At 62.4% G+C, this 25,889-nt stretch carries 28 protein-coding genes; 16 read left to right on the forward strand and 12 right to left on the reverse strand.

Features of this window, described 5'->3' with window-relative positions; translation table 11 throughout:
- Positions 1-6: 6 nt before the first annotated feature.
- Genes accD through BFN67_RS06910 form a run of 4 tightly spaced genes read right to left on the reverse strand, consistent with a single transcriptional unit; the run spans position 7 to position 3,723 of the window.
- Positions 7-930, reverse strand: a complete 924-nt coding sequence (gene accD / locus BFN67_RS06895; protein ID WP_080918893.1) for an acetyl-CoA carboxylase, carboxyltransferase subunit beta — start codon at positions 928-930, stop codon at positions 7-9.
- Between the two features lie 35 nt (positions 931-965).
- Positions 966-1,781 (reverse strand): tryptophan synthase subunit alpha, encoded by an 816-nt coding sequence (gene trpA, locus BFN67_RS06900; RefSeq protein WP_245295177.1) that lies wholly within the window; start codon positions 1,779-1,781, stop codon positions 966-968.
- Positions 1,782-1,810: 29 nt separating this feature from the next.
- On the reverse strand, positions 1,811-3,031 hold the full coding sequence (gene trpB, locus BFN67_RS06905; protein WP_080918895.1) for a tryptophan synthase subunit beta: 1,221 nt from the start codon (positions 3,029-3,031) through the stop codon (positions 1,811-1,813).
- 29 nt (positions 3,032-3,060) lie between these two features.
- Complete coding sequence (locus tag BFN67_RS06910) at positions 3,061-3,723, reverse strand: phosphoribosylanthranilate isomerase (protein ID WP_080918896.1); 663 nt, start codon at positions 3,721-3,723, stop codon at positions 3,061-3,063.
- A gap of 56 nt (positions 3,724-3,779) precedes the next feature.
- Between BFN67_RS06910 and BFN67_RS06915 the strand changes: the two genes are divergently transcribed.
- A complete protein-coding gene (locus BFN67_RS06915) occupies positions 3,780-4,055 on the forward strand; it encodes a hypothetical protein (RefSeq protein WP_245295173.1) in 276 nt (91 codons plus the stop codon).
- A 145-nt stretch (positions 4,056-4,200) separates the two neighbouring features.
- Here BFN67_RS06915 and BFN67_RS06920 read toward each other — a convergent pair whose 3' ends face one another.
- The 4 genes from BFN67_RS06920 to BFN67_RS06935 form a co-directional block, all read right to left on the reverse strand.
- The gene (locus tag BFN67_RS06920; protein WP_080918897.1) at positions 4,201-4,959 is read right to left on the reverse strand and encodes a M48 family metallopeptidase; all 759 of its coding nucleotides are present in this window, start codon (positions 4,957-4,959) and stop codon (positions 4,201-4,203) included.
- Positions 4,960-5,053: 94 nt separating this feature from the next.
- Positions 5,054-5,524 (reverse strand): DUF2852 domain-containing protein, encoded by a 471-nt coding sequence (locus BFN67_RS06925; protein ID WP_080918898.1) that lies wholly within the window; start codon positions 5,522-5,524, stop codon positions 5,054-5,056.
- 116 nt (positions 5,525-5,640) lie between these two features.
- Entirely contained in the window at positions 5,641-6,783 is a 1,143-nt protein-coding gene (locus tag BFN67_RS06930; RefSeq protein WP_080918899.1) for a benzoate/H(+) symporter BenE family transporter, read from the reverse strand.
- 3 nt (positions 6,784-6,786) lie between these two features.
- Entirely contained in the window at positions 6,787-7,557 is a 771-nt protein-coding gene (locus BFN67_RS06935; protein WP_080918900.1) for an alpha/beta hydrolase, read from the reverse strand.
- Between the two features lie 207 nt (positions 7,558-7,764).
- On the opposite strand from BFN67_RS06935, the gene infC reads away from it, so the two are divergent.
- The 12 genes from infC to pmtA all read left to right on the forward strand — a co-directional run bounded on the left by infC (position 7,765) and on the right by pmtA (position 20,468).
- Positions 7,765-8,301, forward strand: coding sequence for a translation initiation factor IF-3 (infC, locus tag BFN67_RS06940; RefSeq protein WP_080918901.1), 537 nt, complete (start codon positions 7,765-7,767; stop codon positions 8,299-8,301).
- A gap of 140 nt (positions 8,302-8,441) precedes the next feature.
- Positions 8,442-9,083 carry a methyltransferase family protein gene (locus BFN67_RS06945; RefSeq protein WP_080918902.1) on the forward strand — a complete coding sequence of 214 codons (642 nt, stop codon included), beginning with the start codon at positions 8,442-8,444 and terminating at the stop codon, positions 9,081-9,083.
- Between the two features lie 168 nt (positions 9,084-9,251).
- Complete coding sequence (rpmI, locus tag BFN67_RS06950) at positions 9,252-9,461, forward strand: 50S ribosomal protein L35 (RefSeq protein WP_080918903.1); 210 nt, start codon at positions 9,252-9,254, stop codon at positions 9,459-9,461.
- A gap of 33 nt (positions 9,462-9,494) precedes the next feature.
- Positions 9,495-9,896: a 50S ribosomal protein L20 gene (gene rplT, locus BFN67_RS06955; RefSeq protein ID WP_080918904.1), complete on the forward strand. Its 402-nt coding sequence runs from the start codon at positions 9,495-9,497 to the stop codon at positions 9,894-9,896.
- A gap of 274 nt (positions 9,897-10,170) precedes the next feature.
- On the forward strand, positions 10,171-11,268 hold the full coding sequence (gene pheS, locus BFN67_RS06960) for a phenylalanine--tRNA ligase subunit alpha (RefSeq protein WP_080918905.1): 1,098 nt from the start codon (positions 10,171-10,173) through the stop codon (positions 11,266-11,268).
- The gene (locus BFN67_RS06965) at positions 11,265-11,666 is read left to right on the forward strand and encodes a GFA family protein (RefSeq protein ID WP_080918906.1); all 402 of its coding nucleotides are present in this window, start codon (positions 11,265-11,267) and stop codon (positions 11,664-11,666) included. The genes pheS and BFN67_RS06965 overlap by 4 nt, the downstream gene beginning before the upstream one ends.
- A gap of 21 nt (positions 11,667-11,687) precedes the next feature.
- A complete protein-coding gene (gene pheT, locus BFN67_RS06970; RefSeq protein WP_080918907.1) occupies positions 11,688-14,096 on the forward strand; it encodes a phenylalanine--tRNA ligase subunit beta in 2,409 nt (802 codons plus the stop codon).
- Positions 14,097-14,100: 4 nt separating this feature from the next.
- The gene (locus BFN67_RS06975) at positions 14,101-14,943 is read left to right on the forward strand and encodes an aldo/keto reductase (protein ID WP_080918908.1); all 843 of its coding nucleotides are present in this window, start codon (positions 14,101-14,103) and stop codon (positions 14,941-14,943) included.
- 22 nt (positions 14,944-14,965) lie between these two features.
- A complete protein-coding gene (locus tag BFN67_RS06980; RefSeq protein ID WP_080918945.1) occupies positions 14,966-15,952 on the forward strand; it encodes a Gfo/Idh/MocA family protein in 987 nt (328 codons plus the stop codon).
- 554 nt (positions 15,953-16,506) lie between these two features.
- On the forward strand, positions 16,507-18,423 hold the full coding sequence (dnaK, locus tag BFN67_RS06985) for a molecular chaperone DnaK (RefSeq protein WP_080918909.1): 1,917 nt from the start codon (positions 16,507-16,509) through the stop codon (positions 18,421-18,423).
- Positions 18,424-18,622: 199 nt separating this feature from the next.
- Positions 18,623-19,753, forward strand: a complete 1,131-nt coding sequence (dnaJ, locus tag BFN67_RS06990) for a molecular chaperone DnaJ (protein WP_080918910.1) — start codon at positions 18,623-18,625, stop codon at positions 19,751-19,753.
- Positions 19,754-19,859: 106 nt separating this feature from the next.
- Positions 19,860-20,468 (forward strand): phospholipid N-methyltransferase PmtA, encoded by a 609-nt coding sequence (gene pmtA, locus BFN67_RS06995; protein ID WP_080918911.1) that lies wholly within the window; start codon positions 19,860-19,862, stop codon positions 20,466-20,468.
- 18 nt (positions 20,469-20,486) lie between these two features.
- Here pmtA and BFN67_RS07000 read toward each other — a convergent pair whose 3' ends face one another.
- Genes BFN67_RS07000 through BFN67_RS07010 form a run of 3 tightly spaced genes read right to left on the reverse strand, consistent with a single transcriptional unit; the run spans position 20,487 to position 23,259 of the window.
- Positions 20,487-21,230, reverse strand: coding sequence for an amino acid ABC transporter ATP-binding protein (locus BFN67_RS07000; RefSeq protein ID WP_080918912.1), 744 nt, complete (start codon positions 21,228-21,230; stop codon positions 20,487-20,489).
- Between the two features lie 13 nt (positions 21,231-21,243).
- On the reverse strand, positions 21,244-22,386 hold the full coding sequence (locus tag BFN67_RS07005; protein ID WP_080918913.1) for an ABC transporter permease subunit: 1,143 nt from the start codon (positions 22,384-22,386) through the stop codon (positions 21,244-21,246).
- A gap of 21 nt (positions 22,387-22,407) precedes the next feature.
- The gene (locus BFN67_RS07010; protein WP_080918914.1) at positions 22,408-23,259 is read right to left on the reverse strand and encodes an ABC transporter substrate-binding protein; all 852 of its coding nucleotides are present in this window, start codon (positions 23,257-23,259) and stop codon (positions 22,408-22,410) included.
- Between BFN67_RS07010 and BFN67_RS23915 the strand changes: the two genes are divergently transcribed.
- The 3 genes from BFN67_RS23915 (at position 23,250) to BFN67_RS07020 (ending at position 24,581) form a co-directional block, all read left to right on the forward strand.
- Positions 23,250-23,483, forward strand: coding sequence for a hypothetical protein (locus BFN67_RS23915; RefSeq protein WP_139789062.1), 234 nt, complete (start codon positions 23,250-23,252; stop codon positions 23,481-23,483). The two genes, BFN67_RS07010 and BFN67_RS23915, sit on opposite strands and share 10 nt — an antisense overlap.
- A gap of 72 nt (positions 23,484-23,555) precedes the next feature.
- Complete coding sequence (pyrF, locus tag BFN67_RS07015; RefSeq protein WP_080918947.1) at positions 23,556-24,266, forward strand: orotidine-5'-phosphate decarboxylase; 711 nt, start codon at positions 23,556-23,558, stop codon at positions 24,264-24,266.
- A gap of 27 nt (positions 24,267-24,293) precedes the next feature.
- Entirely contained in the window at positions 24,294-24,581 is a 288-nt protein-coding gene (locus BFN67_RS07020) for a DUF1330 domain-containing protein (RefSeq protein ID WP_080918946.1), read from the forward strand.
- A 15-nt stretch (positions 24,582-24,596) separates the two neighbouring features.
- Here the strand turns inward: BFN67_RS07020 and BFN67_RS07025 are convergent, their stop codons facing one another.
- On the reverse strand, positions 24,597-25,865 hold the full coding sequence (locus tag BFN67_RS07025; protein ID WP_080918915.1) for a low temperature requirement protein A: 1,269 nt from the start codon (positions 25,863-25,865) through the stop codon (positions 24,597-24,599).
- Between the last annotated feature and the right edge of the window lie 24 nt (positions 25,866-25,889).

Genomic DNA, 25,889 nt, shown 5'->3' on the forward strand with positions numbered 1-25,889 from the left:
GTCGTATCAGGCCTGTGGCCGCGCCTCCGGCTGGGCTTCCACCGGCGGCAGGATTTCCGGTTCCGTCTCTTCCTCGACTGCCGGCTGCTTGAGCAGCAGCTTCAGCAGGCGGGCAATCGTCGCCTTCATTTCAAGGCGCGACACCACCATATCGACCATGCCGTGCTGCATGAGGTATTCGGAGCGCTGGAAGCCTTCGGGGAGTTTTTCGCGGATCGTCTGTTCAATCACACGCGGCCCGGCAAAGCCGATCAGCGCACCGGGTTCGGCAATGTGAACGTCGCCCAGCATCGCATAGGACGCGGTGACGCCGCCTGTGGTCGGATTGGTCAGCACCACGATATAGGGCAGGCCGGCTTCCTTCAGCCGGTCCAGCGCCACTGTCGTGCGCGGCAGTTGCATCAGCGAAAAAATGCCTTCCTGCATGCGCGCACCGCCGGAAGCGGCGAACAGAACAAGCGGGCGCTTGCGCTGCCGGGCGACTTCGAAGGCGTGCACGATGGCCTCGCCCGCGGCCATGCCGAGCGAACCGCCCATGAACGCGAAATCCTGCACCGTGGCGACGACCGGCAGACCTTCGATCGTGCCCGTGGCATTGAGGATGGCGTCCTCGAGACCGGTCTTGGCCTTGGCCTCCTTGAGCCGGTCGGTATAGCGCTTCTCGTCGCGGAATTTCAGCGGATCGAGCGGCATTTTGGGATTTTCGATGGTTTCGTACTTGCCCTCGTCGAAAAAGAATTTCAGCCGCTCCTTCGCGGCGATCTTCATGTGATAGCCGGAGGCGGGAATGACGAACTGGTTTTCTTCCAGATCCTTATGGAAGACCATCTCGCCGCTCTCGGGGTCCTTGACCCAGAGGTTTTCCGGCATCTCGCGGCGTCCGAACATCGAGTTGATCTTCGGCCGGACGAAATTGGTGATCCAGTTCATCGCTTCAATTCCTCTTTGGCGAAGGGGTAGCCAAACTATTCGGCGGCGGCAAGGCGCGCGGCCCGCACGCCCTCGGCCAGCCCGCTGACCAGCGTTGTGACCGCCCCGACGGGATCGGCGGTTATCTCGCCCTTTGCTCCAACAACATCGGCCACTGCATTGACGATCGCCGTGCCCACCACGACGCCGTCGGCACAGGCGCCGATGGTGCGCGCCTGCTCGGCGCTCTTGACGCCGAAGCCGACGCAGACCGGCAGGTCTGTATGGCCCTTGATGCGCGTGACGGCGGCGGCGACACGGTCGGTATCGGCCAGCGCCGAACCGGTGATGCCGGTCATCGACACGTAATAGACAAAGCCGGACGTGTTCTTCAGCACGGTTGGCAGACGCTTGTCATCCGTCGTCGGCGTGGCGAGACGAATGAAGTTGATCCCGGCCCTGATCGCCGGAATGCACAGTTCCTCGTCCATTTCCGGCGGCAGATCGACAACGATCAGCCCGTCGATGCCCGATGTCTTCGCATCGGCAAGAAAACGCTCGACGCCATAGATATAGATCGGGTTGTAATAACCCATCAGCACGATCGGCGTATCGTCGTCGGTCTTGCGGAACGCAGCCGCCATGGCCAGCGTCTTTTTCAGGGTCTGGCCTCCTTTAAGCGCGCGCAGGCCAGCCGCCTGGATTGCCGGCCCATCGGCCATCGGGTCGGAAAACGGCATGCCGAGTTCGATGATGTCGGCGCCGGCTTGCGGCAATGCGCGCATGATCGAAAGCGAGGTGTCGAAATCCGGGTCGCCGCCCATGAAATAGGTGACGAGGGCAGGGCGGCTCTCGGCCTTCAGCTTCGCCATGCGGCGGTCGATGCGGGTATCGGTCACGATCAGATCTCCATGCCCATGGTCTTGGCCACGGTATGCACGTCCTTGTCGCCACGGCCGGAGAGGTTGACGATCATCACCTGATCCTTGCCCATGGTCGGCGCCATCTTCACCGCCTGGGCGATGGCGTGCGCCGATTCGAGTGCTGGAATGATGCCTTCGGTGCGGGTGCAGAGTTGGAAGGCTTCCAGCGCCTCGTTGTCGAGGATCGGCACATATTCGACGCGGCCGGTATCGCGCAGCCATGAATGCTCCGGCCCGACACCCGGATAGTCCAGCCCCGCGGAGATCGAATGACCGTCGAGAATCTGGCCGTCGTCGTTTTGCAGCAGATAGGTGCGGTTGCCGTGCAGCACGCCGGGCTTGCCGGCATTCATCGAGGCGCAATGCTCGATCCCGTCAAGGCCGTGGCCGCCGGCTTCGACGCCCACGATCCGCACGTCCTTGTCGTCGAGGAAGGGATGGAACAGGCCGATGGCGTTGGAGCCGCCGCCGACGGCGGCGATGATGACGTCTGGCAGGCGGCCTTCCTGCTCCACGATCTGCTGGCGCGCCTCGGTGCCGATCACCGACTGGAACTCACGCACCATTTCCGGATAGGGATGCGGTCCGGCGGCGGTGCCGATCAAATAATAGGTGTCCTCGACATTCGTCACCCAGTCGCGCAAGGCCTCGTTCATGGCATCCTTGAGCGTGCCATGGCCGGCGCTGACCGGACGCACCTCGGCGCCGAGCAGTTTCATGCGAAAGACGTTCGGGCTTTGCCGGGCAACGTCCGTGGCGCCCATATAGACCACGCAAGGATAGCCGAAACGCGCCGCGACCGTTGCCGAGGCGACGCCGTGCTGACCGGCGCCGGTCTCGGCGATGATGCGCTTCTTACCCATGCGCTTGGCGAGCAGGATCTGCCCGAGGCAATTGTTGATCTTGTGCGAGCCGGTGTGGTTCAAATCCTCGCGCTTGAAATAGATTTTCGCGCCACCGAGATGTCTTGCGAGCCCTTCGGCGAAATACAGCTTGGAGGGCCTTCCGGCATAGAAAGTCGAAAGCGCGGAAAGCTCGGCCTTGAATTCAGGATCGTCCTTCGCCTCGTTCCAATGCTGTTCCAGTTCGAGAATCAGCGGCATCAGCGTTTCAGCAACGAAACGGCCGCCGAAAATGCCGAACATGCCCTGTTCGTCGGGTCCGGTACGGAAGGAATTTGGCATGGCCGGCTGGTTCATCGCCGTTCTCCCTGAAAAGCCCGGATCCGTCAGGCTGCGATTGTCTCACGCGCCGTTGCCACGGCCCGGAAGAAGGCATTGATCAGCGCCGGATCCTTGATGCCCGGCGCGCTTTCCACGCCTGACGAAATATCCAGGCCGGCTGGTTTGGCACGCCTGATCGCCTCACCGACATTACCGGCATTGACGCCGCCCGAAAGCATGTAATCCATCTTCGCGTCAAGACCTGCCAGCAGCTTCCAGTCGAAGGTAACGCCATTGCCGCCCGGCAGGTCCGCGCCTTTGGGCGGTTTGGCGTCGAACAGAAGCCGGTCGGCAATGCCACGATAGGCAAGCGCTGCTTCCAGATCGGCCGCTTGGCGCACGGACAACGCCTTCATCACCGGCACACGATAGTGCGCCTTGATCGCGCTGACCCGTTCCGGGCTTTCCGAGCCGTGAAGCTGGAGCATATCGGGCTGTATGGCTGCCATGATCGCATCCAGCGTCGCGTCGTCGGCATCCACCGTTACCGCCACGGCTTTGGCTTTGCCGCGGGCCATCTGCCGCAGCCGTCCAGCCTCGGCGGGCGCGATATTGCGCGGGCTCTTGGCAAAGAAGATGAAACCGACATGGCTGGCGCCGCCGGCAAGCGCCGCTGCCAGCGCCTCGTCGGTCTTTAAACCGCATATCTTGATGTCGAGCGTTGTCATGTCCGTATCCTGCGCGGGGATTGGCACGAAACGGTGAAAGAGTCGAGGAAAAGCATATGTTGCAGCCGCGCCCCGGCGCGCTAGTTTGCACGATGGATGCAACAGCCGAGGGTACGGCCATGGCCGATGAAGAACAATTGCGCGAAAAGCTCGCGCAAGCACGCGAGGTGATCGCGCATCTCATGGATCGTGCGGCTTTCGACGGCGCTGAAGCGCATCGCGCGCTAGCCTATTTCGGCGGAGATGGCTTCGACAGGGATTTCCTGCCCTGGCCGCGCCATGACGACGAGGGCCTGCGGCCGGCCGAACTCAATGCGGCGAATGACGATTGAGGGGTCGTTTATTGTGCGTGCTTCGAGACGCCGGCGTTGCCGGCTCCTCGGCATGAGGGAGGTTTTCGCCAACGGCCCTCATGCTGAGGAGGCAGCGCAAGTTGCCGTCTCGAAGCACGCACAATGACAATAGTCTTCAGCCTCGCTACTCGAAGCGGATCGACTGCAAGGCCCCGCCGTTCTTTTTCAGCCATGCCTTGCAGCGTTCGGTGTCCGGGCAAAGCTCCGTGCACAATTTCCAGAATTTCGGCCCGTGGTTCATCTCTTTCAGATGCGCGACCTCATGCGCGACGAGATAGTTTATCACCGGTGCCGGCGCCATCATGATGCGCCAGGAAAAGGAGAGATTACCGTCAGCGGTGCACGATCCCCAGCGGCTCGACGTATCCTTGAAGCGGATCGTCTTGGCGCGTCGGCCCACCGTTTGCGTATGTCTGGCCACCAGCGCCTCGATCTCACGCCGCGCCTCGCGCTTGAGGAAATCGGCGACGCGGCGCGGCAGATGCAGCCGGTCGCCGTGAACGATCATCATCGGCCCGGTCTCGTCTTCCGCCAGCGCCACCGTGCCGCGCTTGCCCGGCTCATGGACGATGAGATGCGGCACGCCGCGCAGCGGAATCTTGATGCCGGGCCGCACCTGCGGGCGATCCGGCACCTTGGCCAGCCGCGTCTCCAGCCAGCCCTGGTGGCGGGCAAGGAAGTTCTCCACTTCGCTACGCCGAAGGCCGGGCGGCACGGTGATGCGCAGGCCCTGGCCGCCAGCATCGATCCTGAGCGTGAGGCGGCGCGCGCGCTCGTTCTCGACGATGCGCAGCGGCAGTGTGCGCCCTGCGACGACATGATCGCGCTGCTCGACGGGCGACGGAGCGGGTCTGCGAGGAGTGCGGAAGAAGCCGAACGACATGGAGCGGGACGATAAGCGATTCGACGGATTGAAAAGAGCAAAAAGAAACGGCGCCGCTCGCACGACGCCGCCTCGTTTCAGTTGGACCGAGATTTTACTCGTCAGCGGTGTCTGGTTTTCCGCCGCGCGTCTTGGACGCGCTCTTGGCCGGGGCAGGGGCCGTGTGCCTGTTGCGGTTGCCCATGAAGCGGTCGAACTCTTCCTGGTCCTTGGCGCGGCGCAACTCGCGGGCGTAGTCGTCGAACTCGGCAAGCATGTCGTCGAGTTTGCGGCGCTCTTCGGCAAGGCGCTCCAACTCTTTTTCGCGCCAGTCGTCAAAGGCGACATTGCCAGTGCGCGCGGCGCCATGGCCCCAGCGATGTGCGCGGTCGGCGCCACGGCGGCAGCCGGCGAAAACCCCATCGGTGGCGCGGTTTACATCACGCTTGAAGCCGTCAAGCCGGTCGCCCCAGATGATATAGGCGAGCATGGCGAGGCCGAGCGGCCAAAATACCATGAAGCCGATCACCATCAGCGCGATGGTCGCCGGCGTCCAGGCCGGGCGGATCAGTGCGGTCGTGTTCATCGTACTCCCGTTCCTTCATTTGCGGCAGTCGAGGTGACTGCTTGAATTCGAAATGGGAAGGCAAAAACGGCGATTCAAGGCGGTTGCGGCCAAAACCGGACAATAGACTGAAATGACTATCTCTTTTTCATCAGGTCGAGGAAAAGCACGATCAATCCGCCGACGAGGCCCCAGAACGCCGAGCCGACGCCGAACAGCGTCAGGCCGGAAGCGGTAACCGCGAAGGTAACGGTGGCCGCCATGCGCTCGCGTTCGTCCTTTAGTGCGATGGTCAGCGCATTGGCGAGCGCGCCGAGCAAAGCAAGACCGGCGACCAGCACGATCAGGCTTGGCGGCAGCACGGCGAAGATCGCCACCAGCGAGGCGCCGAAGAGGGCGAAGACAAGATAAGACAGTGCGTAGAACGGCCCGGTCTTCCAGCGTTCTTTCGGATCGGGGTGGACATCCGGCCCGGTGCAGATGGCCGCCGAGATTGCCGCCAGATTGGTGGTGGAAGCGCCGAACGGCGCGGTCAGGACCGAGAACAGTCCCGTTATGCCGATCAGAGGCCCGGGTTCGGGGCTGTAGCCGTCCGCTTTCAATACGGCCAGACCGGAAAGGTTTTGCGAGGCCATGGTGACGAGATAAAGCGGAACGCCGAGACCGATGATTGCGGCGGCGCTGAATTGCGGTGCAATCAGCGTCAGCGTCGAAAGCTCCGGCGACGGCAGGCCGCCGACGCGTCCGCTCAGGAAGGCCGCGATGCCGCCGCCGACCAGCACCACCAGCACGGACAGCGATGGGTTGACAAGCCGCATGATGAAGAAGGCGGCGATCAGCGGCAGGATCAGATATGGATCGGCGGATACCGTTTTCGCCGCCCCCGTGGCGAAGGTGACGACGATGCCGGCCAGCATGCCCGAGGCGACCGAGGCCGGTATCCTGGCGATCAGCCGCATCAGCGGCTTGAAAAGCGCGGTCGCCACCAGCAGCACGCCGGCGACGAGGAAGGCGCCGACCGCTTCATGGATCGAAAATCCGCTCGAAGCCGCGATGAGCGCTGCTCCGGGCGTCGACCATGCGGCGATGATCGGCATTTTGGCTTGCCAAGACAGCAATCCGGTCTCGATCGCCGTGGCTAGGCAGATCGCCGTCACCCAGCTTGCCGTCTGGTCCTGGCTGGCGCCAGCCGCGGTCGCCGCCGCGATGATGATGGCCAAAGTGCCGCCGAAGCCGACGATCGCCGCGACGAAGGCGGAGACGGGAATGGATATCCGCATCGACTATTGCGCCTGCTCGACCATGGCCTCGACCGTGCGGACGAGCATGTCGAGATCCTGCGGCCGTGAAAGGCGGTGGTCGCCATCAGGAATGAGCGACAGCGTCACGTCATCGGCCGGCAGCAGGCTGGTGAGTCTGAGTGCGTGCGCGGACGGCACATCCGGGTCTGCAAGACCTTGCAGAATATGCACCGGACAATGCGTGTCGATCGGGCCGGACATGACCAGATTGGCGCGCCCGTCCTCGATCAGCGCGCGCGTATAGATATAAGGCTCCGCCGAATAATCCGACGGTACTTCGAAATAACCCTGTTGTTCGAGGTCCTGCCGCTGGCTGTCTTCAAGCGCCGGCTCGACAAGGGCGGCGGTGAAATCGGGCGCCGGCGCCAGCAGGACCAGCCCGGCAATGCGATCCTCTCCGGCCTTGCGCAGTTCCTGCACCATGCGCAGCGCGATCCACGCGCCCATCGAGGACGCCACAAGGATTTGCCGGCCCTGCGTAAAGTGCCGCAGCACGGCCAGGCTTTCATCTAGCCATTTCGAGATGGTGCCGTCCTTGAAAGCACCGCCCGATTCGCCATGTCCGGAATAATCGTGGCGCAGAAAGCCGTGCCCGGTGCGCCTGGCCCATGCGGCGAGTGTTTCCGCCTTGGTGCCCAGCATGTCGGATTTGTAGCCGCCGAGCCACACCAGGCCGGGAATCCGACCCTCCTGCCGGCGTACCGCGATGCGCGTTCCCGCGACGTCCAGGAATTCGGCCTGCTCTGCGCTCATGGTCCTGCCCCGTTATAAATTTCTTTTGGCACAGCCGCTGCCATGCGAAAAGAGCCGGCATCTGCTCGGTTTTAGACCAGGAACAGCACGCCAAGTGGTGATTTCTGGTTTACCCTGTGCTATTGACTTCGACCGCGCGCCTACCACATTGGCGCGCTCGCAGATTGTATTGCCCTTCGAACGAAACACATCAAGGAGAACACGACCATTCGCAGACCGTTCAAAGCAGCACCGCCCACCAAGGACGGCCCGCGCGCCAACACTGAGATCAGGGTCCCCCGCGTCCAGCTTATCGATGCCGACGGTGAAAACCGTGGGGAGGTTTCCATCAATGATGCATTGCTGCTCGCTGAAGAGGCGGGGCTGGACCTTGTCGAGATTTCTCCCAACGCCAATCCGCCTGTGACCAAGATTCTCGATCTCGGCAAGATGAAATACGCCAACCAGAAGAAGGCGGCTGAGGCGCGCAAGAACCAAAGGGTCATCGAGATCAAGGAGATCAAGATGCGCCCCAATATCGATGATCATGACTATAATGTGAAGATGCGCGCTGTGCGCCGCTTCTTCGAGGAAGGCGACAAGGTCAAGTTGACCCTGCGTTTCCGGGGCCGTGAAATGGCTCACATGGAACTCGGCATGCAACTTCTCAACAAGGTACGTGAGGAAACCGCGGAGATCGCCAAGGTCGAGGCCGAGCCCAAGCTCGAAGGCCGCCAGATGATGATGGTTCTGGCCCCGCGCTGATATTATGCGGCGTTGTAGAGTCGCCGTTTGAATCGTCGTGACCTGCCCAGCCCGTGACCGGCTGGGCAGGCGCCTTTTTCTTGCCTTGCGGCTGTGTTTGTCACAAGAACCTGGCCGCCTGACACGATCGGATCCTTTGCATGAACAGTAACATTGCCGACGCGCAGACCCGGCAAGGGCTTGGCGGCTACCAGCGCATGCGCCGGTTGGTGTTGGCCGTGCTGGTGGTGGGATTGTTCGCGCTATTGTTGTTCGGACAGTCGCTCTTCGCGCCCGAAACCATCACCCATGAGACCATCGAAATGGTTGGCGTTGTGCTGATTTTTCTCGGTATTGTCGGCCGACTGTGGTCCACGCTCTATATTGGCGGGCGCAAATCCGAAGAGGTCGTTACCGGCGGCCCTTATTCGATCACCCGCAATCCGCTTTATGTGTTCTCGTCCCTGGCCGCAGCCGGCGTCGGCGCGCAGATGGGCTCGATTGTGGCAACCATCGGCTTCGCCGCCCTGTGCGCTGCCGCCTTCCATGTGGTGATTCTTCGTGAGGAGCGGTTCCTGCGTGACGTGCTCGGCGCGCCATATCTCGACTATCTGGCGCGTGTGCCGCGCTTTTTCCCGAAGCTGTCGCTGTACAGGGAAGGCGATACAGGTTCGTTCAAGCCGCGCCTTCTGCTCAATACGCTGCTGGACGGGCTGGTCTTCCTGGTTGCCATGCCGGTCTTTGAACTGATCGACACCGCCCAGCAGTCGGGCACGTTGCCGGTGTTGTTCCGCCTGCCCTGACGCGGAGCCTGCACCTGTTGCATGCGCCTTCGCTTTGCAGTATAGGGCCGATGTTCAGGAAAGCCGCCCGGCAGGGCATGCCGTGGCGGTCTTTTATGCTTTTCAGGCTTTGGTCGGCCTGAAGCGACATTCGGCGCAATCCGGCGCCTCACGAAAAGGACAAGCAAAATGCCCAAGATGAAGACCAAATCGGCCGCCAAGAAGCGGTTCAAGATCACCGCTACGGGTAAAGTTCTGTCGGCTGCGGCCGGCAAGCGCCACGGCATGATCAAGCGCACCAACAAGTTCATTCGCGATGCCCGCGGCACGATGGTTCTGGCTGAACCCGACGCCAAGAAGGTCATCAAGAATTTTCTGCCGAATGGCGGCGGCCTCTGAGCCGGTTGGAAGCGAATTTAAGGAGATCATGACATGGCACGCGTCAAGAGAGGCGTTACCGCTCACGCCAAGCACAAGAAGGTCCTGAAAGCCGCCAAGGGTTTTTACGGCCGTCGCAAGAACACCATCCGCATCGCCAAGCAGGCGGTCGAGAAGTCGCTGCAATACGCCTATCGCGACCGCAAGGTTCGCAAGCGCAACTTCCGTGCGCTCTGGATTCAGCGTATCAATGCCGCTGCTCGTGAGCATGGCCTGACCTATGGCCGGCTGATGGACGGCCTGAACAAGGCCGGTATCGAGATCGACCGCAAGGTCCTGTCCGACATGGCGATCCATGAGCCGCAGGCTTTCGCCGCGCTCGTTGCCAAGGCCAAGACCGCGTTGGAATATCTGAAGAACACGACTCCGAACGCTTTTGAAAGCGCTGTAGCCTAAGCATTTTCCAGCGGGTTGCGAAGCAAGTCCCGCGTCGGATAAATGCGACTAGGAACGCCCAGCGCCTTCCCAAGTATTCAAAGTTTGATTTGGGAAACCCGCGCTGGCAGGCTGGCGCGGGTTTTTCTTTTGGCGGTGCGTCCTTCGAGGCTCGCTCCGCTCGCATTTCAGGATGAGAGCCGTCGGCACTGTTCTGCCTTATCCTGAGGTGTGACCCTGAGCCCTTTTTGAAGGGGCGAAGGAATGCCTCGAAGAACGCACGGACCAACGACATATGACGAGCACAGATATGACCTTCAATTCGCTCGAAAATTCCCTGCTCGCTGAAATCGCCGCCGCGGGCGACGAGCAGGCCATCGAAGCCGTGCGCCTGACCGCGCTCGGCAAGAAGGGCTCGGTGTCGGAATTGCTCAAGACGCTTGGGGCGATGACGGCGGAAGAGCGGCAGGTCAAAGGCCCGGCGATCAACGGGTTGAAGGTGCGCGTCACTGAAGCTCTTGCCGCTCGAAAGGCGGAGTTGAAGGATGCGGCGATTGCCGCCCGCCTCGTGGCTGAGAAACTGGACGTGACCCTGCCGGTGCGGTCTTCGCCGGCAGAGCGCGGCCGCATCCACCCGATCAGCCAGGTCACCGACGAGATCGCCGCCATCTTCGGCGACATGGGTTTTTCGATTGCCGAGGGCCCGGATATCGAAACCGATTATTACAATTTCACTGCGCTGAATTTCCCCGAAGGCCATCCGGCGCGTGAAATGCACGATACCTTCTTCTTTCATCCGGATGACAAGGGCGAGCGCAAGGTGCTGCGCACGCACACTTCGCCGGTGCAGATCCGCACCATGGAGGCACAAAAGCCGCCGATCCGCATCGTCATTCCCGGCAAGACCTACCGGCAGGATTCCGATGCCACCCATTCGCCGATGTTCCATCAGGTCGAAGGGCTGGTGATCGACAAGACAGCCAATGTCGCCAATATGAAATGGGTGCTGGAGGAGTTCTGCCGGGCCTTCTTCGAGGTGCCTTCGGTCAAGATGCGCTTTCGCCCGAGCTTCTTTCCCTTCACCGAGCCGAGCCTTGAAGTGGATATCCAGTGCGACCGTTCGCGGCCGGGCGAAGTGCGTTTCGGCGAGGGCAGCGACTGGATGGAAATCCTCGGCTGCGGCATGGTGCATCCCAATGTGCTGCGCGCCGGCGGGCTCGACCCCGACGAATATCAGGGCTTTGCCTGGGGCATGGGCATCGACCGCATCGCCATGCTGAAATACGGCATGCCGGACCTACGCGCCTTCTTCGACGCCGATGTCCGCTGGCTCTCGCATTACGGTTTCCGCCCGCTCGACATGCCGACCTTGTTCGCAGGGTTGAGTTCATGAGCGAGCCGCATGCCGGATCGTGCCGTTGCGGCCTGATCAGCGCCGAGGCGAGCCGTGCTCCGTTCTGGACGTCCTATTGCCACTGCCGCGATTGCCGCAAGCAGACGGGCGCGCCGGTCATGGCGTTCGTCGGCTTTCGTGACGAGGATCTCACCTGGCATGGTGAGCCGAGAAGCTGGCGCGCGGGTGGCGTCGAGCGCCGGTTTTGTGGCTATTGCGGCAGCCAGATCGGCTATAGCGACGACAGGCTGCCCGGCGAAATCTATCTGGCGCTGGGCTTCATGGACGAGCCGGAACGCTATCCACCGGCCTTGCATGCCTTCGAGGCTCGCCGCCTGCCATTCCTGCATATCGCTGACGATTTGCCCCGTTATTCCGGCTTCAGCGTCGAGCGCTGAGGCCTCTTCTGGAAGATTGCAATGAAATTCACACTCTCCTGGCTGAAAGATCATCTCGAAACCGAAGCGACGCTTGACGAAATCGTCGAGCGGCTGACCGCGATCGGCCTCGAAGTCGAGGCGGTCGATGACAAGGCGGCTCTGAAACCCTTCGTCATCGCTCGCGTGCTGACAGCGGTCCAGCATCCCGATGCCGACCGGCTGCGCGTGCTTTCCGTCGATACCGGCGATGGCAAGGCGCCCGTCCAGGTGGTGTGCGGCGCACCCAATGCGCGCGCCGGTCTCGTCGGCGTCTTCGCCGCGCCCGGCACCTATGTACCCGGTATCGACGTGACACTTTCGGTCGGCAAGATCAGGGGCGTCGAGAGCTTCGGCATGATGTGCTCGGAGCGGGAATTGCAGATTTCCGATGAGCATAACGGCATTATCGATCTGCCCGAAGATGCGCCGGTGGGCACCAGCTTCGCGGCTTACGCGCATATCGATGATCCGCTGATCGAGATCAATCTGACGCCGAACCGGCCGGACGCCACTGGTGTTTACGGCATTGCCCGCGATCTGGCGGCTTCCGGCCTTGGCACGCTCAAGACCGCGCCCGTTGAGCCGGTTGCAGGCAAAGGTGCGACGCCGGTGAGGTTGACCATCGAGGCGCCCGAGCTTTGCCCCGGCTTTGCGCTGCGGCTTGTGCGCGGCGTGAAGAACGGTCCGTCGCCGCGATGGATGCAGCAGCGTCTCATCGCCATCGGGTTGCGGCCCATCAACGCGCTGGTGGACATCACCAATTACATCACCTTCGACCGCGGTCGGCCGCTGCATGTGTTCGATGCGAAGAAGGTTGTCGGCAATCTCACCGTGCGCCGGGCGCGCGACGGCGAAAAGATCATGGCGCTCGACCAGCGCGAATATGAACTGACGCCGCAGATGTGCGTGATCGCCGACGAAGGCGGCGTGGAATCGATCGCCGGTGTCATGGGCGGCGAGCATTCGGGCTGCGACGAGAACACCGCCGATGTGCTGATCGAATCGGCGCTGTGGGAGCCGCTCAACATCGCCCGCACGGGCCGTACGCTCGGCATTATTACCGATGCGCGCTATCGCTTCGAGCGCGGCGTGGACCCTGAATTCATGGTGCCGGGGCTGGAACTGGCGACACGCATGGTGCTCGATTCGTGTGGCGGCGGGGCAACCGATATCGAAGTGATCGGCTATGCCGGTCACACGCCGAAGACCGTGTCATTCCCGCTTTCGGAGGTCAAGCGCCTGACCGGCCTCGAGGTGCCGAAGGACGAAAGCCTTTCGATCCTTTCGCGCCTCGGCTTCACGCCGCAGGGGGCTGGCGAAACGGTGGAGGTTACGGTTCCCTCATGGCGGCCGGATGTGGACGGCAAGGCCGATCTGGTGGAGGAGGTCATGCGTATTCATGGCGTCGACGAGATCGCGCCGCAGCCGCTCTCCAGCCATGGCGCCGTCAATGGCAGGATCCTCACCACGCTTCAGATCCGTACCCGCGCGGCCAAGCGGGCGCTCGCGGTGCGTGGCATGATGGAGGCCGTCACCTGGTCGTTCATTTCGGCTCGTCATGCCGAGCTTTTCGGCGGCGGCCAGAAGGCGCTCAAGCTCGCCAACCCGATTGCCGCCGACATGTCCGACATGCGGCCCTCTTTGCTGCCCGGCCTGATTGCTGCGGCGCAGCGCAATGCCGACCGCGGGTTTGGCGATGTCGCCTTGTTCGAAGTGTCCGGCACCTATGAGGGCGATACGCCCGACGCTCAGCGCCGCATTGCCGCCGGCGTGCGGCGCGGCACCGCCAGGCTCACGGGCGCCGGCCGCTACTGGGCAGGCAATGCCGGGCCGGTCGGCGTGTTCGACGCCAAGGCCGACGCGCTTGCCGTGCTCGAGGCCTGCGGTGCACCGGTCGATCGCTTGCAGATCGAGGCCAGCGCGCCCGGCTGGTATCATCCGGGCCGTTCGGGGGTGATAAAGCTCGGCCCCAAGGTGGTGCTCGGCACCTTTGGCGAGTTCCACCCCGCGGCTCTGGCAGGGCTCGATGTTTCGGGGCCGCTCTGCGGCTTCGAGGTTTTCGTCGATGCCATTCCCGAGCCGAAGGCGAAGCCCACCCGCACCAAGCCGAAGCTAGAGCTTTCGGCCTTCCAGGCGGTCAAGCGCGACTTTGCCTTCGTCGTGGATCGTGCCGTCGAGGCCGGCACGCTGGTCCGCGCGGCCATCGGCGCCGACAAGAAACTGATCACCGGCGTCAATGTCTTCGATGTGTTCGAGGGCGCGGCACTTGGCGAAGGCAAGAAGTCGATTGCCATCGAGGTCTCGATCCAGCCGGTTGAAAAGACGCTGACCGACGAGGATTTCGAGGCATTGGCCAAACGCGTCGTCGACAATGTCGCCAAGCAGACCGGCGGCACCTTGAGAGGATAGGGCGATGCCGGGTATCCGCGCCATCAGTCTGGCCGGTGGCGTCGACGTGCCGGCGCTGGGGCAGGGCACATGGTATATGGGCGACGACGGGCGCCACGCGGCCGATGAGGTCGCGGCGCTGAGACTTGGCCTCGATCTTGGCATGACGCTGATCGACACCGCCGAAATGTATGCCAATGGCGGCGCCGAGAAAATCGTGCGCGAGGCTATCGACGGGCGGCGCGACGATGTCTTTCTGGTGTCCAAGGTGCTGCCATCCAACGCCTCGCGCCAGCGCACGATTGCCGCCTGCGAGGCCAGTCTGAAGCGGCTCGGAACCGACCGCATCGATCTTTATCTCCTGCATTGGCGCGGCGGCACGCCGCTTGCCGAGACGATCGAGGCGTTCGAGACGTTGCAGGCCGCCGGCAAGATCGGGCACTGGGGCGTTTCCAATTTCGACACCGACGATATGGACGAACTGGCCGGATTGGCGGGCGGCAAGGCCGTTGCCGCCAATCAGGTTCTCTACAATCTGGAAAGCCGTGGCATCGAGTTCGACCTCCTGCCGACCTTGCGGGCGGCGCGCGTTCCGGTCATGGCCTATTCGCCGCTGGGCCAGGGCGGCTTCGTTGACGATCCGCGATTGAAAGCCATCGCCGCGCGCCATGGCGTTAGCGCCACGCAGGTGGCATTGGCCTGGGTGTTGCGGCACGACAACGTCATCGCCATTCCCAAAGCCGTGCGGCCGGAGCATGTGCAGGCAAACCGCGCCGCGCTGGACCTTGTCCCGACCACGCAGGATATTGCCGAGATCGATGCCGCTTTTGCGCCGCCGCGTCGCAAGATGCCGCTCGAAATGATTTGAAGCCGCATAAGGGAGAATGCCGATGTTTCGCTGGGGAGTTCTGTCCACCGCCAAGATCGCGCGCGAGCAGGTTCTGCCCGCGCTTGTCGAGGCCGATAACGGCGTGCTTGCCGGCATTGCCAGCCGCGACCTGGAAAAGGCCCGTGCGCTGGCCGACCGTTTTGGCGCGCGCCATGCCTTCGGCTCCTATGAGGATTTGCTGGTGTCGGATGAAATCGATGGCGTCTATATCCCGCTGCCCACTTCCCGGCATGTCGAATGGGCGGGCAAGGCTATTCGCGCCGGCAAGCATGTGCTGGTCGAAAAGCCATTGGCGCTTGATGCAAATGACATCGTGCCGCTGATCGAGTTGCGCGACCGGCACAAGGTGCTGGTCTGCGAGGCTTTCATGGTGGTTTACAACCCGCAATGGATCAAGGTGCGCGACCTGGTCGCGGAGGGCGCCATCGGCCGGTTGCGGCATGTGCAGGGCGCGTTCTCCTATTACAATGTCGATCCGGCCAACATGCGCAACCAGTTCGATCTCGGCGGCGGCGCCTTGCCGGATATCGGTGTCTATCCGACGGTGACGACACGTTTTGTCACCGGAGGGGAGCCCGTGCGCGTGCAGGCCAGCATCGAGCGGGACAGGAATTTCGGCACCGACATCTATTCCTCGATCCGTGCCGATTTCGGTGATTTCGAGCTGTCCTTCTATCTGTCGACGCAGATGGCTGCCCGGCAAAGCATGGTGTTTCATGGTGATGCGGGCTTTATCGAACTGGCTTCGCCCTTCAATGCCGGGCTTTACGACCATCAGCGCGTCACGCTTCACAACCAGAATCACAGCGAGGCGCAGGTGTTCCGTTTTCCGGCCGCCCAGCAATACCGGCTGCAGGCGGAGGCCTTCGCGCGCGCCGTGGCCGGCAGCGGCGAACGTGTCTTCACGCTGGAGGAATCGGTGCTGAACCAGAAGGTCATCGACGCGATTTTCCGTGCCGGCGAGAAGGACGGCTGGGAGACGGTCTGACGTTTTGGGGCGTCATCGTAGGCGGCAAGCCGCACTTCACCGTTGCCACGCAACCTTGCGGCCGCCCATCCGGTGGCTTCCCTCAACCGACAGCCGGCCATGCTGGCGTCTCGAAGCACGCACACCCACCCTCGCCCTTCGAGGCTCGCTGCCGCTCGCACCTCAGGATGAGGGCGGGGGCACATATTTGCCTTGAGGCGGCACACAACCCTCCCTCGTCGTGAGGAGGCAGCGTGAGCTGCCGTCTCGAACGACGCACTGTTCCAACCACAACCGTCCTCACCCCTGAGCCGCCCTCGTGGTTCGAGGCTCCGCTGCGCCCGCCTCCTCACCATAAGGGTGGGCGGTGTTTGCATTCACGAAACCGGGGCCTACTTTCGGGGGACATGCTTGAGCAGGACGCTTGCACCCCGCGCGCCCTGTTCTTATATACGCCGCACAACCGTGCGGGCGGTGCTCGCGTGCCGCGGCGCACGGAATTATTGTGAACAGGGGCTTTCGCCGGAACGCCTGACAGGGTCCTTGAAAGCCTGCTTGAAGGAGAGACTGAACCAATGGCTAAAGTAATCGGCATCGACCTCGGGACGACCAATTCCTGCGTCGCCGTCATGGACGGCAAGGACGCCAAGGTTATCGAAAATGCGGAAGGCGCGCGCACCACGCCCTCCATCGTGGCCTTCACCCCGGATGGTGAGCGCCTCGTCGGCCAGCCGGCCAAGCGCCAGGCTGTCACCAATCCAGAAAACACCCTTTTTGCGATCAAGCGCCTGATCGGCCGCCGCTATGACGACCCGGTGACGGCGAAGGACAAGAAGCTGGTCCCCTACAACATCGTCAAGGGCGACAATGGCGACGCTTGGGTGGAAGCCGGCGGCAGCAAGCAGTCGCCCTCCCAGATTTCGGCCATGATCCTGCAGAAGATGAAGGAGACGGCGGAGGCCTATCTCGGCGAGACGGTCGAGAAGGCGGTCATCACCGTTCCGGCCTATTTCAACGACGCCCAGCGTCAGGCCACCAAGGATGCCGGCAAGATTGCCGGACTTGAAGTGCTGCGCATCATCAACGAGCCGACCGCAGCCGCCCTTGCCTATGGCCTCGACAAGCGCGATGGCAAGACTATCGCCGTCTACGACCTTGGCGGCGGCACCTTCGATATTTCCGTGCTTGAAATCGGCGACGGCGTGTTCGAGGTGAAGTCGACCAATGGCGACACCTTCCTCGGCGGCGAGGATTTCGACATGCGTCTGGTCGAGTATCTGGCCGACGAATTCAAGAAAGAACAGGGCATCGACCTGAAGAACGACAAGCTGGCCCTGCAGCGCCTCAAGGAAGCTGCCGAAAAGGCCAAGATCGAACTGTCGTCTTCCGCACAGACCGAAATCAACCTGCCTTTCATCACCGCTGACGCGTCCGGCCCCAAGCACCTGACGATGAAACTGACCCGCGCCAAGCTGGAAAGCCTGGTCGAGGATCTCGTGCAGCGCACCATCGGGCCATGCAAGGCGGCGCTCAAGGATGCCGGCCTGAAGGCCGGTGAGATCGATGAGGTGGTGCTGGTTGGCGGCATGACCCGCATGCCCAAGGTGCAGGAAGTCGTGAAGCAGTTCTTCGGCAAGGAGCCGCACAAGGGCGTCAACCCTGATGAGGTCGTCGCCATCGGCGCAGCTATCCAGGCTGGCGTGCTGCAGGGCGACGTCAAGGATGTACTGCTGCTCGACGTGACTCCGCTTTCGCTCGGCATCGAGACGCTGGGCGGCGTGTTTACCCGTCTTATCGAGCGCAACACCACGATTCCGACGAAGAAGTCGCAGACCTTCTCGACAGCCGAGGATTCGCAGTCGGCGGTGACGATCCGCGTCTTCCAGGGCGAGCGTGAAATGGCGGCCGACAACAAGCTGCTCGGCCAGTTCGATCTGGTCGGCATTCCGCCGGCCCCGCGCGGCGTGCCGCAGATCGAGGTCACTTTCGACATCGACGCCAACGGCATCGTCAACGTTTCGGCCAAGGACAAGGGCACCGGCAAGGAGCACCAGATCCGCATCCAGGCGTCCGGCGGCCTTTCGGACGCCGACATCGAGAAGATGGTCAAGGACGCCGAGGCCAATGCCGAGGCCGACAAGAACCGCAAGGCGCTGGTCGAGGCCCGCAACCAGGCCGAGTCGCTGGCTCACTCCTCGGAGAAGTCGCTGAAGGATTACGGCGACAAGGTTTCCGAAGACGAGCGCAAGGCGATCGAGGATGCCATTGCCGCGCTGCGCACCGCAGCCGAGGGCGACGACGTGGCCGATATCGAGGCCAGGACGCAGACGCTTGCCGAGGTTTCGATGAAGCTCGGCCAGGCCATGTATGAGGCCTCGCAGAAGGAAACTGCCGAAGCCGACGCCAAGGCGGATGCCGCCAAGGACGACGATGTCGTTGATGCCGATTTCGAGGAAATCGACGAGAACGACGACAAGAAGAAGTCGGCCTGAGTGGCCTGACGGCGATCCAGAAGAAAAGCCCGGTGCGAAAGCCGGGCTTTTTTGCAACCATTGCCGGAAAAATGCGGTGAAATCCGTGCCGATACTGGCATCGGGACCGTTTCATCACTAAATCGAAATCCGGTTGTCGCGGCTGTGCACCGACAATCGAGGCCAGCGAAGACCTGGTGGAACCGGGCATTGGGACAAGATGAAAGCTGATTTCTACGAAACGCTCGGCGTCGAGAAGGGCGCCAGTGAGAAGGAACTCAAAAGCGCGTTCCGCAAACTCGCCATGCAGTTCCATCCGGACCGCAATCCCGACGACCATGCCTGCGAGCACAAATTCAAGGAAATCAACGAGGCCTATGAGACGCTGAAGGACCCGCAAAAGCGCGCGGCCTATGATCGCTTCGGCCATGCCGCCTTCGAAAATGGCGGCATGAACGGCGGTAGCGCAGGCTTTGCGGCGGGCGGGTTCGCCGACATCTTCGAGGATATTTTCGGCGACATGATGGGCGGCGGGCGCCGTCGCTCGTCGGGCGGGCGCGAGCGCGGCGCCGATTTGCGCTACAATATGGAAATCTCGCTGGAAGAGGCCTATGCCGGCAAGACGGCGCAAATCCATGTGCCGGCTTCCGTTGCATGCTCCGAATGTTCAGGCAGCGGCGCCAAGCCGGGCACCCAGCCCGTCACCTGCTCCATGTGCAACGGCCACGGCAAGGTGCGCCAGAGCCAGGGCTTCTTCTCCATCGAGCGCACCTGCCCGCAATGCCAGGGGCGCGGCCAGACGATCAAGGATCCGTGCCCGAAATGCTCGGGCCAGGGGCGCGTCATCGAGGAACGTTCGCTTTCGGTCAATATTCCCGCCGGCATCGAGGACGGCACGCGCATTCGCCTGGCCAATGAAGGCGAGGCGGGCTTGCGCGGCGGCCCTTCGGGCGATCTCTACATCTTCCTGTCGGTCAAGCCGCACGAATTCTTCCAGCGCGACGGCGCCGATCTCTACTGCAAGGTGCCGATCTCGATGACCACGGCGGCCCTGGGCGGTTCGTTCGAGGTGGCGACGCTGGATGGCACCCAGACCCGCGTGAAGGTGCCCGAAGGCACGCAGAATGGCCGCCAGTTTCGCCTCAAGGGCAAAGGCATGCCGGTGCTGCGCCAGCCGCAACTCGGCGACCTCTATATCCAGACCGCGGTAGAGACGCCGCAAAGCCTGAGTCGGCGCCAGCGTGAATTGCTGGAGGAGTTCGAGCAATTGTCTTCCAAGGACAATTCGCCTCAGTCGAGCGGCTTTTTCAGCCGGATGAAGGACTTCTTCGAATCCTTCAGCGAAGGCTGATCGCGACAAGAAACGTCTTATACACGACATTATCCCGCGCTCCGCCCTTGTGATGCGCGCTCTACAAGCTTAGTTAGCTTTGGGGGCCTATAGGGAGAAATCGCGTATGGCACGTGTTTCCGGGTTGCGGAAGACGCTGGCGGAACGGTTCGACGACGAACTGAAATTCTTCAAGGGCTGGATCGATAAACCCAAGGCTGTCGGCTCGATCGTGCCGACCAGTTCCATCACCGCCAGGCGCATGGCCTCGGTCATCAACCTGAATTCCGGCCTGCCGGTTCTTGAAGTCGGCCCAGGCACCGGTGTCATCACCAAGGCGATTCTCGCCCATGGCGTGAAGCCGCAGAACCTTTACGCGGTCGAATATTCCAGCGATTTCGTGCAGCATCTGCGCCGCCTTTATCCCGGCGTCAACATCATCGAGGGCGACGGCTTCAACCTCGATGCCACGCTGGGCGAGAACAGCGATATGGTCTTCGATTCCGTCGTGTCCGGCGTGCCGCTGCTGAATTTCCCGGTGGCCAGGCGTGTCGCCTATCTCGAAAGCCTGCTCGACCGCATTCCGCCCGGTCGCCCCGTCGTGCAGCTTACCTACGGGCCGCTCTCGCCCATTCCTCCGGGCAAGGGCGACTATACCGTGGAGCATTTCCACTTCGTCATCCGCAACATTCCGCCGACGCAATTGTGGATTTACCGGCGCGGCAGCCGGCATTAAAGCATCGTATCTGGGTATTTAGAGCCGGCCGGCTTCGATAATGCGTTGCAGGAAGGCGCGGGTGCGTTCTTCCTTCGGCTCGCTGAACATCTGCGAGGGCGGACCTTCTTCATGCACCTTGCCGCCATAGAGGAAGCAGACCTTGCTGGCGACCTCGCGCGCGAAGCCCATCTCGTGGGTGGCAAGAAGCATGGTCATGCCCTCGGCCGCCAGGTCGCGCACGATATTGAGCACTTCGGAGACGAGTTCGGGATCGAGCGCCGAGGTGATCTCGTCCAGCAGAAGCACCATCGGCCCCATGGCCAGCGCGCGCACGATCGCGACGCGCTGTTGCTGGCCGCCCGAAAGCCGGTCGGGATATTCCCTGGCCTTGTGCTCCAGACCGATGCGCTTCAGGAGGCGCATCGCCTTTTCCTCGGCTGATGCACGGCTTTCATGCAGGACCTTGACCGGCGCCAGCGTCACGTTTTCCAGCACGCTCATATGCGGGAACAGGTTGTAGCTCTGGAAGACGATGCCGACATCGCGGCGCAGCGCATTGACATCGACGCCAGGCCCCGACATGCGGTCGCCATGGATGCGGATTTCGCCGTCCTGGATGGTTTCAAGCCCGTTCATGCAGCGCAGCAGGGTCGACTTGCCGCAACCCGAGGGGCCGATCAGGCACACGACCTGATGCTCCTCGACCTCCAGCGAGAGCCCATCGAAGACCTTGAACTCACCGTAGCTCTTGGTGATGTTGCAGATTTCGATCATCGCCATGGTGCGGATAGCCTCAATTGCCGCCGGCGCGCGTGCGGCGCTGGTCGCGTTCGATCAACTTGTCCACCAGCCGCGTCTGCGGAATGGTGATCAGGATGAACAGCAGGGCGACAGTGGTGACGGGCGAAAGGTTGAAATGGTTGGATGCCACGATGCGCGCCTGGTTGAAGGCGTCGATCGAGCCGATGACGTTGACCAGCGCAGTGTCCTTTTGCAGCCCGATGAAATCATTGAGCAGCGGCGGGATGATACGGCGCACCGCCTGCGGCACGACGACATAGCGCATGGTCTGCATGTAGGACAGGCCGAGCGAACGCGCCGCCGCCACCTGGCTCCAGTGGATGCTTTCGATGCCGGAGCGGTAGACCTCGGCGACATAGGCGCCATAGGTCAGCGTCAGCGCCAGGATGGCATAGGATTCAGGCTGCAAATCCTTGAGCACCGGCAGGCCGGTCAGCGGGATGCCGAAGCCGATAAGATAGATGTTGATGATGGCCGGCAGGCCGCGGAACATGTCGGTGTAGATCATCGAGATCAGCCGGATCGGCCGGGCCGCATCGCCCGGCAGCATGCGTGCGATGGCGACGATGAGGCCCCACACCAGCACCAGGATCTCGGCGATGACGAAGATGTAGATGTTCGTCCAGAACGCCTTGATGACCAGCGACAGCGAACTGACGATCAGCGGCACCTGGAAGAACGTGCGGCTGACGGCGAGTTCATTGGCAATGAAGAATTGCGCGGCGAACAGCGCGATGACGACGACCGCCGCATAGCCGAATGTCGAGAACGCATATTCGCGCAAGGAGGCGGTCGCCACCCGCGTCGCCACGAGGTCGCCGCCGGCCAGCGCCGATTTCGCCACTTGCGATTGCCGCCATGACTGTACCGCTGGCCAGAGCAGGATCAGCGCGGCGATCCCGCAAAGGACCAGCGGGATTGCCGGCAGGACGCCGCCCACACCGACGGTTGCAAGTGCCGCGTGGATGCCGTTGAGCGTGGACCATGTGGCGAAGATGACGAACAGGGCTACAAACAGCGCCGTGATCGACCATCCGGTTGCGTCTCTGGGTGGCGTGCCGGCGGTGAAGCGCCGGTCGCTGCCGAGAAGGTCGGCGATGAGGCCGCCTTCCCGGTTTCCTTCATTTTCCCCCATTCGGGCGATGTCCTGTCCCGATCAAGGCTTGATATAGGGGATCTTGGTCGGATCGGCGCCCCAGGCGTCGGCCAGATATTTCTTGGCTAGCTTGTCCAGGGTGCCGTCCTTCTTCATCGTCTCGATCATCTTGTCGAAGGCTTTGGCGTTCTTGGAACCCTTGGGATAAAGCGCGCCATAGGATTCACCGGTCGAATACTGGTCCGGCACGACAAGCGCGCCATTCGACTGCGATGCGGCGCCGAGCACGATCGAGGTGTCGTGGATGATCGCATCGACCTGATTGGCCATCAACGCCGTGGTCATGCCGCCCATGTCGGGGAAGACCTTCTCCGCCTTGGGATGCAGGTTCTTGGCAGTGAAGGCCGCGCCCGTCGTGCCCTGCATCACTGCGACGGTCATGTCCTTGAGCTTGGCGGGGTCGAAGTCCTCGCCCTTCTTGACCATGACGCCGATGTCGGAATCGAAATAGGGAACCGAGAAATCGACCACTTTCGCGCGCGCCGGCGTGATCGAGATTTCAGCCAGCGCGAGGTCGAAATCCTTGGTCTGGCCGGCGACCAGCGCGTCGAAGGACACGTTGACGACCTTGAGCTTGTCCAGCCCGGCCAGGTAAGCCATGTTGGCCGCCATGCAATATTCATAGCCGTCCTTGATCGTGTCCGGCGAGTCGCCATTCCACCAGCCGGGGGCGGGCAGATTGGTCTCCACCGTTAATTGACCGGCAACGGCCGGCTCGATCGGAACCGAGCCCTTTTCGCCGCTCAGTTCGCAATTGCCGATCTTCTCGGCATGCGCGAACGGCACAGTCAACGCCGTCGCCGCCAGCAGGGAACAGCCTGCGGTGACGAGATTTCTGAACAATGAATTCATTTGATATCACTCCCTTTTCACGTCTTGGCGGCTCGGCGTCCGCCAAGCTCCCAATCGCGGGCTCCCAGCCGCGGGTGCAACTTCTGATAAAGGGGTCGCATGCCCGCCCGTGTTCATTATTTGTGGTTCAAATGAATGCGAAAGACAAGCGCGTAAACGCGACTGTGATCGAAGCGAAGCAAATCGAAACCTCGATGGCAAGCAAACTCACGGCGGCGCATTGATTTGATTCCGGCTTTGCCTATACCTGCGAAATGGCAGATGATGGAGTATTCATGCAGGACGATGATCGGGACATGACCGGATCGGGCGACGGATTGACGATGCGCGACAGGCTGATCGTCGGCCTTGACGTGCCGACACTCACCGAGGCCGCCAAAGTGGTTCGCGACCTCGAAGGCACGGCCTCGTTCTTCAAGATCGGCTATCAGCTTGCCTTTGCCGGTGGGCTGGATTTCGCCCGCGAACTGGCGAGCGGCGGCACGAAAGTGTTCCTCGACATGAAGCTGCTCGACATCGACAATACGGTGGCCAAGGGCGTCGAGAATGTCGTGCGCATGGGCATGACCATGCTGACCCTGCATGCCTATCCCAAGGCGATGCATGCTGCGGTCGAGGCAGCGCGCGGCAGCGGCCTCACCTTGCTCGGCGTCACCGTCCTGACATCGATGGACGAGACGGACTTGAGCGACGCTGGCTATGAATACGATCCGCATGCGCTGGTGCTGCGCCGCTCGGAACAGGCGCTGCATGCCGGCATGGGCGGCATCGTCTGTTCCGCGCACGAGGCTTCCGCCGTGCGCCGCGTTGTCGGGCCGGACATGGCCGTAGTCACGCCGGGCATCCGGCCCAGGGGCGCCGATCATGGCGACCAGAAACGCGTGGTCAGCCCCGCCGATGCCATCCGCAACGGCTCCAGCCACCTTGTCGTCGGCCGCCCGATCGTTGCCGCGCCGGACAGGCGCGCTGCGGCGCAAGCCATTCTGGACGAGATGCGCTCTGCCTGACACCATCTTTCAAGCATGGAGGACATGATGCCCAAAGGATACTGGATCGCCCGCGTCGATATACGCGACCCGGAACGCTACAAGGATTATGTCGCGGCGGCGAAGCCGGCTTTCGAGCGTTTCGGGGCAAAATTCCTGGCGCGTGGTGGCGCGCATGAGGTGGCGGAAGCGCCGGGCCGGGCGCGCAATGTCGTCATCGAGTTCGAATCCCTGGCTGCGGCGCATGATTGCTACCATTCGCCCGAATACCAGCGCGCCGCCGCCATCCGGCAAACCGTCGCCGATGGCGAGATCGTGCTGGTCGAGGGAAGCTGAGTTCGCATTCCCCGGTTAATGCAGCGTGGCGCGCCGCTCCTGTTGCGCCAACGCCGCCTCCTGATGGGCGTGGCCGAATGCTTCATGGCCGATCACGGTGACGGTCGGCGCCAGCATGACGATGACAAGGCAGATCGCCATGTCGATTCCGGCGGCAGCTGCGCCGATGGCAAGCGCCATCACGGCAGCGGTGGCAGCAATCAGCCCTATATGCCGGCGGTCGAACTGTCGGAGCAGATAGCGATTGAGCGCATAGACCGCGCCGAGAAAGACGCTGACCGGAACCGCGACGCTCAGCACGGTTGCGAGTGGGCCGATCGCCGCCTTGCCTTCGATGAAATAGGCCGCGACATGCAGGCCCGCCCCGGTGGCGACGATGGCCGCGATGATGGCGATCTGCCCATAGCCCCAGACGAAGGAGCGGTTGCGGTGGGCGTGCAGGATCTGCGCCGAAGGCAGCATGTAATAGACCCACCATATGCCGAAGGTCAGCCCGACGCCGGCAATGCAGACGAGGGCCGCGTCCAGGTTCCAGCCCTGTTCCTCGACGATGGCCGACAGTGTCGCGACCGTGCCGACAATGCCTTCGCCCAGTGCGATGATGGCAAACAGGCTGTAGCGCTCGGCAATATGATGGGCGTGCCATGGCGTTCCGCCGTCGCGGCGTTCGGCGATCACCGGGCCTGAAAATTCGATGATGGCGAGGATGACGGCGAGCAGGATGCTGGCGCCGACGGAAAAATCCAGCACGATCTGCATGATCCAGCCGATCTGGGCGATGGAAACCGCGATAACATAGGTGAGGCAGGCGCGGCGACGCGGCCGGTCCTGACGGGCTGCGCGCAGCCATTGGAAGATCATCGCTACGCGCATGATGACATAGCCGAGCACCATGACCGAATTGTCGAGATGCGCGCCATGCTCGAGCGAGGCGAACATGCGCGGCAGGCTGATGGCCAGAACCAGAACGCCGATCATCTGCACCATGGTGACGAGGCGGAACACCCAGTCGTCGGTATCGTAGGCCGAGGAAAACCAAGAGAAGTTGATCCAGGCCCAGCAGATGGCGAAGGTGGCGAGACCGAAGCCGATCAGGGCGACGCCATAATGGCCCGCCGCCAGTGCATGCGCGAGCTGGGATGCTGCAAAACCGAAGGTCGTCGCGAAGGTCAGGTCGAACAGAAGTTCCAGTGGCGTGGCGACACGGTGCGCCTCATGCGGGTCGCGCCCCGCCATGCGGCGGGTACGGTAGCGAAGCGTCTCGGGGCTCGTCGTGGAATTCATGCAGCGCCTTTCGTGCTCGATTCC

It is taken from the genome of Manganibacter manganicus (genome assembly GCF_002075885.1).
Classification (GTDB): domain Bacteria; phylum Pseudomonadota; class Alphaproteobacteria; order Rhizobiales; family Rhizobiaceae; genus Mesorhizobium; species Mesorhizobium manganicum.

Excerpts from the sequence above, each read along its gene's own strand:
- rplT (WP_080918904.1), top strand. The coding sequence starts at position 9,495 with ATGGCACGCGTCAAGAGAGGCGTTACCGCTCACGCCAAGCACAAGAAG.
- pheT (WP_080918907.1), top strand. The coding sequence starts at position 11,688 with ATGAAATTCACACTCTCCTGGCTGAAAGATCATCTCGAAACCGAAGCG.
- BFN67_RS06930 (WP_080918899.1), bottom strand. The coding sequence starts at position 6,783 with ATGCGGATATCCATTCCCGTCTCCGCCTTCGTCGCGGCGATCGTCGGC.
- pheS (WP_080918905.1), top strand. The coding sequence starts at position 10,171 with ATGACGAGCACAGATATGACCTTCAATTCGCTCGAAAATTCCCTGCTC.
- BFN67_RS07010 (WP_080918914.1), bottom strand. The coding sequence starts at position 23,259 with ATGAATTCATTGTTCAGAAATCTCGTCACCGCAGGCTGTTCCCTGCTG.
- trpA (WP_245295177.1), bottom strand. The coding sequence starts at position 1,781 with ATGGCGAAGCTGAAGGCCGAGAGCCGCCCTGCCCTCGTCACCTATTTC.
- rpmI (WP_080918903.1), top strand. The coding sequence starts at position 9,252 with ATGCCCAAGATGAAGACCAAATCGGCCGCCAAGAAGCGGTTCAAGATC.
- BFN67_RS23915 (WP_139789062.1), top strand. The coding sequence starts at position 23,250 with ATGAATTCATTTGATATCACTCCCTTTTCACGTCTTGGCGGCTCGGCG.
- BFN67_RS06975 (WP_080918908.1), top strand. The coding sequence starts at position 14,101 with ATGCCGGGTATCCGCGCCATCAGTCTGGCCGGTGGCGTCGACGTGCCG.
- BFN67_RS07025 (WP_080918915.1), bottom strand. The coding sequence starts at position 25,865 with ATGAATTCCACGACGAGCCCCGAGACGCTTCGCTACCGTACCCGCCGC.
- dnaK (WP_080918909.1), top strand. The coding sequence starts at position 16,507 with ATGGCTAAAGTAATCGGCATCGACCTCGGGACGACCAATTCCTGCGTC.
- accD (WP_080918893.1), bottom strand. The coding sequence starts at position 930 with ATGAACTGGATCACCAATTTCGTCCGGCCGAAGATCAACTCGATGTTC.
- BFN67_RS07000 (WP_080918912.1), bottom strand. The coding sequence starts at position 21,230 with ATGGCGATGATCGAAATCTGCAACATCACCAAGAGCTACGGTGAGTTC.
- BFN67_RS06945 (WP_080918902.1), top strand. The coding sequence starts at position 8,442 with ATGAACAGTAACATTGCCGACGCGCAGACCCGGCAAGGGCTTGGCGGC.
- dnaJ (WP_080918910.1), top strand. The coding sequence starts at position 18,623 with ATGAAAGCTGATTTCTACGAAACGCTCGGCGTCGAGAAGGGCGCCAGT.
- BFN67_RS06920 (WP_080918897.1), bottom strand. The coding sequence starts at position 4,959 with ATGTCGTTCGGCTTCTTCCGCACTCCTCGCAGACCCGCTCCGTCGCCC.
- BFN67_RS06980 (WP_080918945.1), top strand. The coding sequence starts at position 14,966 with ATGTTTCGCTGGGGAGTTCTGTCCACCGCCAAGATCGCGCGCGAGCAG.
- BFN67_RS06925 (WP_080918898.1), bottom strand. The coding sequence starts at position 5,524 with ATGAACACGACCGCACTGATCCGCCCGGCCTGGACGCCGGCGACCATC.
- BFN67_RS07005 (WP_080918913.1), bottom strand. The coding sequence starts at position 22,386 with ATGGGGGAAAATGAAGGAAACCGGGAAGGCGGCCTCATCGCCGACCTT.
- pyrF (WP_080918947.1), top strand. The coding sequence starts at position 23,556 with ATGACCGGATCGGGCGACGGATTGACGATGCGCGACAGGCTGATCGTC.
- BFN67_RS06915 (WP_245295173.1), top strand. The coding sequence starts at position 3,780 with ATGTTGCAGCCGCGCCCCGGCGCGCTAGTTTGCACGATGGATGCAACA.
- BFN67_RS07020 (WP_080918946.1), top strand. The coding sequence starts at position 24,294 with ATGCCCAAAGGATACTGGATCGCCCGCGTCGATATACGCGACCCGGAA.
- BFN67_RS06965 (WP_080918906.1), top strand. The coding sequence starts at position 11,265 with ATGAGCGAGCCGCATGCCGGATCGTGCCGTTGCGGCCTGATCAGCGCC.
- BFN67_RS06910 (WP_080918896.1), bottom strand. The coding sequence starts at position 3,723 with ATGACAACGCTCGACATCAAGATATGCGGTTTAAAGACCGACGAGGCG.
- BFN67_RS06935 (WP_080918900.1), bottom strand. The coding sequence starts at position 7,557 with ATGAGCGCAGAGCAGGCCGAATTCCTGGACGTCGCGGGAACGCGCATC.
- trpB (WP_080918895.1), bottom strand. The coding sequence starts at position 3,031 with ATGAACCAGCCGGCCATGCCAAATTCCTTCCGTACCGGACCCGACGAA.
- pmtA (WP_080918911.1), top strand. The coding sequence starts at position 19,860 with ATGGCACGTGTTTCCGGGTTGCGGAAGACGCTGGCGGAACGGTTCGAC.